This window comes from Empedobacter sp. UBA7494 (assembly GCF_002478465.1).
GTDB lineage: Bacteria > Bacteroidota > Bacteroidia > Flavobacteriales > Weeksellaceae > Empedobacter > Empedobacter falsenii_B.
This window is the reverse complement of the sequence record NZ_DLOC01000002.1, coordinates 1-5,207: the sequence shown is the minus strand read 5'-3', so window position 1 is coordinate 5,207 and position 5,207 is coordinate 1. Positions and strand designations below refer to the sequence as shown.

6 protein-coding genes are annotated in these 5,207 nt (G+C 34.2%); all 6 read left to right on the top strand.

Annotated features, from left to right (window positions below; translation table 11 throughout):
• Nucleotide 1: 1 nt before the first annotated feature.
• Nucleotides 2-370 carry an adenylyltransferase/cytidyltransferase family protein gene (locus B4E95_RS00190; RefSeq protein ID WP_291088961.1) on the top strand — a complete coding sequence of 123 codons (369 nt, stop codon included), beginning with the start codon at nucleotides 2-4 and terminating at the stop codon, nucleotides 368-370.
• The gene (locus B4E95_RS00185; RefSeq protein WP_291088958.1) at nucleotides 370-1,386 is read left to right on the top strand and encodes an NAD-dependent epimerase/dehydratase family protein; all 1,017 of its coding nucleotides are present in this window, start codon (nucleotides 370-372) and stop codon (nucleotides 1,384-1,386) included. The genes B4E95_RS00190 and B4E95_RS00185 overlap by 1 nt, the downstream gene beginning before the upstream one ends.
• Nucleotides 1,383-2,726 (top strand): nucleotide sugar dehydrogenase, encoded by a 1,344-nt coding sequence (locus tag B4E95_RS00180; protein WP_291088955.1) that lies wholly within the window; start codon nucleotides 1,383-1,385, stop codon nucleotides 2,724-2,726. The genes B4E95_RS00185 and B4E95_RS00180 overlap by 4 nt, the downstream gene beginning before the upstream one ends.
• Nucleotides 2,727-2,733: 7 nt before the next feature.
• Nucleotides 2,734-3,801, top strand: coding sequence for a dTDP-glucose 4,6-dehydratase (gene rfbB / locus B4E95_RS00175; protein ID WP_291088952.1), 1,068 nt, complete (start codon nucleotides 2,734-2,736; stop codon nucleotides 3,799-3,801).
• Nucleotides 3,802-3,972: 171 nt separating this feature from the next.
• A complete protein-coding gene (locus tag B4E95_RS00170; protein ID WP_291088949.1) occupies nucleotides 3,973-4,323 on the top strand; it encodes a four helix bundle protein in 351 nt (116 codons plus the stop codon).
• A gap of 82 nt (nucleotides 4,324-4,405) precedes the next feature.
• Entirely contained in the window at nucleotides 4,406-4,981 is a 576-nt protein-coding gene (gene rfbC, locus B4E95_RS00165; protein WP_291088946.1) for a dTDP-4-dehydrorhamnose 3,5-epimerase, read from the top strand.
• Nucleotides 4,982-5,207: the final 226 nt, after the last annotated feature.

Here is a 5,207-nt window from a genome sequence, read left to right as displayed (position 1 = left end):
TGTGATGATGCTCGAAGAAGCCAAAAGACAATGCGACTACCTAATTGTAGGACTTAATACAGATCCTGCAAGTGTAGACCCTTCAAAAAATAGCCCTACACAATCCATCGTAGAGCGTTATATTCAATTGGAAGGTTGTCGATATGTCGACGAAATTATTCCTTACGAAACCGAACAAGATTTGTTTGATATGTTAAGTGCTTTACCCATAAATGTTAGAATTATAGGGGAAGAATACCGAAATATCGACTTTACGGGAAAACAATATTGTTTAGATAATCATATTCAAATTTACTACAACAAGCGTACACACCGCTTCTCTAGTTCTGGATTAAGAAAAGTAGTTGCGACTTCTGAAAAGGAGAAATAATGAAAACAGTATTCATAACTGGTGTAGCTGGTTTCATAGGTTACCATTTAGCTGAAAAATTAATCGAAAAAAACATCAAAGTTGTTGGAATTGATAACATTAACGATTATTACACTGTTCAGTTAAAATATGATCGATTAAAAGAATTAGGAATCAATCAAGAATTTGCTTCAAATTTTGGGCAGAAAGTTCTTTCTTCTAAATACGAAGAAAAGATGATTTTCTATCGCATGAATTTAGAAGATAAAGAGTCATTGGCTCAACTTTTTAAAACATATTCGTTTGATGCGGTTGTTAATATGGCAGCTCAGGCTGGTGTTCGGTATAGTATCGAAAATCCTGATGCCTATGGACAAAGTAATTTGGTCGGTTTTCTAAATATTTTAGAATGTTGCCGAAATTATAACGTCAAAAAATTACTGTACGCAAGTAGTTCAAGTATTTACGGAAACTCTTCAGATGTTCCTTTTTCAACAAATCAAAATGTTGATCATCCTATTAGTTTATACGCAGCTACCAAAAAAGCAAACGAGCTTATGGCGCATGCGTATAGCCATTTGTACGATTTCCAAACCATAGGTTTACGTTTTTTTACCGTTTATGGACCTTGGGGACGACCAGATATGGCCATGTTTTTGTTTACAGATGCTATTTTGAATCATCAACCCTTAAAAGTGTTTAATCACGGCGATTTGTCACGCGATTTCACTTACATTGATGATATTATTCAAGGAATAGACAAAATACTTGAAGATAAAAATATTAAAGAAAAATACCAATTATACAATATAGGAAATAGTAAACCTGTTCAATTAATGGATTTTATCAAAGAAGTTGAGCTTTCGACAGGTGAAAAAGCTATTTTAGAAATGTATCCGATGCAAGCAGGAGATGTCAATCAAACATGGGCAGATGTCCAAGAGTTGAAAGATAAATTTGGTTATAATCCTCATTATCCGGTTGACAAAGGAGTGTATAACTTTGTACAATGGTACAGAAAATATTATAATAAATGAATCAACAACATAAAATAGCAGTAATTGGCTTAGGGTACGTAGGTTTACCTTTGGCTCGATTATTTGCAACAAAATACCCTGTTGTTGGGTTTGATATCAATCAGAAACGTATTGCTGAATTAAACCAAGGACGCGACTTAACATTAGAGGTTTCTGATGAAGTATTGCAATCAGTTTTAGTTACTGAGAATCCAATTAATCAATTAAACGATTCAACAGCTCAACCAACCCATGGTTTATTCTGTTCAGCTAATTTAGACGATATCAAAGACGCTAATATCTATGTCGTAACCGTTCCAACTCCTGTGGATAAAAATAATCGTCCAGATTTAACACCGCTTAAAAAGTCTTCGGAAACGGTAGGTAAAGTGTTGAAACCAAATGATATTGTTATTTATGAATCTACGGTTTATCCAGGTGTTACAGAAGAAGAATGTATTCCAGTATTGGAACATTCTTCGGGATTGAAGTTTAACCAAGATTTTTATGCGGGATATTCACCAGAGCGAATTAATCCAGGCGATAAAAAACACACGGTTGAGAAAATTTTAAAAGTAACATCAGGTTCAACGCCAGAAATTGGAAAAATTGTTGACGATTTATATCAATCCGTAATTGTTGCAGGGACGCATTTAGCACCGACAATCAAGGTTGCAGAAGCATCAAAAGTGATCGAAAATTCGCAACGTGATATCAATATTGCGTTTATTAACGAATTATCGAAGATTTTTTCGCTAATGGATATTGATACCAATGATGTGTTGGAAGCTGCAGGTACAAAATGGAATTTTTTACCATTCAAACCAGGTTTGGTTGGTGGACATTGTATCGGTGTTGATCCATTTTATTTGGCTCAAAAAGCACAAGAAATTGGATATTATTCTGAATTAATTTTAGCAGCAAGACGATTAAATGATTCGATGGGAGCGTTTGTAGCTTCTCAGGTTGTAAAATTATTAATTCACAACGATATCAAAGTAAAAGGCGCAAAAATTCTCAATTTAGGAATTACCTTTAAAGAAAATTGCCCCGATATACGAAATTCAAAAGCAATTGATGTGATTCATGCTTTAGAAGAATATGGAATAGAGGTGACAACGTTAGACCCTTGGGCTAACCCGGATGAGGTAAACCATGAATACGGAATAACTTTTTGTAATACATTGGATCAGGTTTTCCAGTTCACCAGTTCACCAGTTCACCAATTCGACGCCATTATCTTGACTGTTTCACACAACGAATTTTTAAATCTTCAGTTAACTGATTATTTAAAAGAAAACGGTGTGATTTATGATGTAAAAGGGGCTTTGCCTAAAGAAGAAGTTGATAAACGACTATAAGAATTCTATGAAAACTATTTTAATTACTGGAGGAGCTGGATTTATCGGATCTCACGTTGTAAGAGAATTTGTCTTAAACTATCCTGAAACGAAAATCATCAACCTTGATGCGTTGACGTATGCGGGAAATTTAGAGAATTTGAAAGATATCGAACGTAAATCAAATTACGAATTCGTAAAAGCTGATATTACGGATGCAAAACATATTTTAGAGGTTTTTGAACAGTATCAACCAGATGGGGTTATTCATTTAGCTGCCGAATCTCATGTCGATCGTTCGATTACAAATCCGTTAGATTTTGTGATGACGAATGTGATTGGTACGGTTAATCTTTTGAATGCTGCAAAAACGATTTGGCAAGATGCTTCGACAGGCTCAGCACAGGATTTCGAAGGAAAACGTTTTCATCATGTATCGACAGATGAGGTTTTTGGCGCTTTGGGTGATGAAGGTTTTTTTACAGAAGAAACGTCTTATGATCCTCATTCGCCCTATTCGGCTTCAAAAGCATCTTCGGATCATTTTGTAAGAGCTTATCATGATACCTATGGTTTACCAATTGTGATGACGAATTGTTCTAACAATTACGGACCAAATCATTTTCCAGAAAAATTAATTCCATTGTGTATTCATAATATTTTGAACGGAAATCCACTTCCCATTTATGGAGATGGAAAATATACGCGCGATTGGTTATTTGTAATCGATCATGCCAAGGCGATTGATTTAGTTTTCCACGAAGGAAAAAATGGAGGTTCTTACAATGTAGGAGGTTTCAACGAATGGAAAAACATCGATTTGGTGAAAGAATTGTGTAAACAAATGGACGAAAAGTTAGGGAAAGAAGCAGGAACTTCAGAACAATTAATCACCTTTGTGAAAGATCGACCAGGACATGATTTACGTTATGCCATCGATGCAACAAAAATCAACGAAGAATTAGGCTGGAAACCAAGTGTGACGTTTGAACAAGGTTTGAGTCTAACAATTGATTGGTTTTTATCAAACAAAGAATGGTTGGATCATGTAACATCTGGCGATTACCAAAATTATTACGAAAATCAGTATAATTAATAGTTAATAAGGTTAAGAAAGTTAAGAAGGTTAAGAAAGTTAAGAAAGTTAAGAAAGTTAAGAAAGTTAAGAAAGTTAAGAAAGTTAAGAAAGTTAGTTCTCCCCATTTCTCTATTTTCTCATTTCAACTTAAGCCTTTTTTACCACCACACATATAAAACTTTAAAAAATATGGCTAGTCATAAAGAATTAAAAGTTTGGCAAGAAAGCATGAATTTAGTTGTAGAGATTTATAAAATAACGAATCATTTTCCTAAGGAAGAGCTTTATGCATTAACCAGTCAAATGAAACGGAGTGCGGTCTCTATCCCAAGTAATATTGCAGAAGGAGCAGGTCGACAAAGTCAAGCTGAGTTTATACGTTTTCTTTATATTGCGCTAGGTTCAGTAAGTGAACTTGAAACGCAATTGGAAATAGCTTTTCGATTAGGATTTATTGGTAATTTAATACAATTTCAAAAGAGTATAAATTATATAAAAAGTATGCTTTCTAAATTGATTAAATCATTGAGAATAGATTAACCTTTTTATATCTATCTAACCTTATCAACCTTTTATAACCTTATCAACTTTATTAACATTATAAAACAATATTGACAATTAAATGAAAGCAACAGAAACTAAATTAAAAGGTTGTTTTATTTTAGAACCAACTGTTTTTGAAGACTCGAGAGGATATTTCTTCGAATCATATAACGAGAATAAATTGGAAGAAATTTTGGGATACAAGCCAACTTTTGTTCAAGATAATCAATCTAATTCATCTTATGGTGTTGTTCGTGGTTTACATATGCAAGCAGGAGAACATGCCCAAGCAAAATTGGTTCGTGTGGTAGAAGGTGCTGTAATTGATGTTGCAGTTGATGTTCGCCCAGGTTCTGAAACCTATGGTCAATATGTAGCTGTAGAATTATCAGCAGATAACAAAAAGCAATTGTTTATTCCGAGAGGATTTTTACATGGATTTTCGGTGATTTCTGATTCAGCTACATTTTTCTATAAATGTGACAATGGGTATAACAAAGAGTCAGAAGACGGCATTAATCCTTTAGACAGCGAACTGAATATAGATTGGCAAATTCCAACAGATAAAATGATAATTTCTGAAAAAGATCAAGAAGCACAATCGTTTGAAGAGTTTAAGGTTAAGGGGGTAACAAGTGAAGAAGTGAAGAAGTGAAGAGGTGAAGAGGTTAACAAGTGAACAAGTGAAGAAGTGAAGGAGTTAACAAGTGAAGAAGTGAAGAAGTGAAGAAGTGAACAAGTGAAGAGGTGAACAAGTGAAGAAGTTAACAAGTGAAGGAGTGAAGAAGTTAACACGTTCACACGTTCACACATTTACAAGTTCACCATTTGACAAGTGAAGAAGTTAACAAGTGAAGGAGTTACAAGTTCACACGTTTACA

Bases quoted from the DNA above. Each gene is read 5' to 3' on its own strand.
- B4E95_RS00185 (WP_291088958.1), top strand. From the start codon at position 370: ATGAAAACAGTATTCATAACTGGTGTAGCTGGTTTCATAGGTTACCAT.
- B4E95_RS00180 (WP_291088955.1), top strand. From the start codon at position 1,383: ATGAATCAACAACATAAAATAGCAGTAATTGGCTTAGGGTACGTAGGT.
- rfbB (WP_291088952.1), top strand. From the start codon at position 2,734: ATGAAAACTATTTTAATTACTGGAGGAGCTGGATTTATCGGATCTCAC.
- B4E95_RS00170 (WP_291088949.1), top strand. From the start codon at position 3,973: ATGGCTAGTCATAAAGAATTAAAAGTTTGGCAAGAAAGCATGAATTTA.
- rfbC (WP_291088946.1), top strand. From the start codon at position 4,406: ATGAAAGCAACAGAAACTAAATTAAAAGGTTGTTTTATTTTAGAACCA.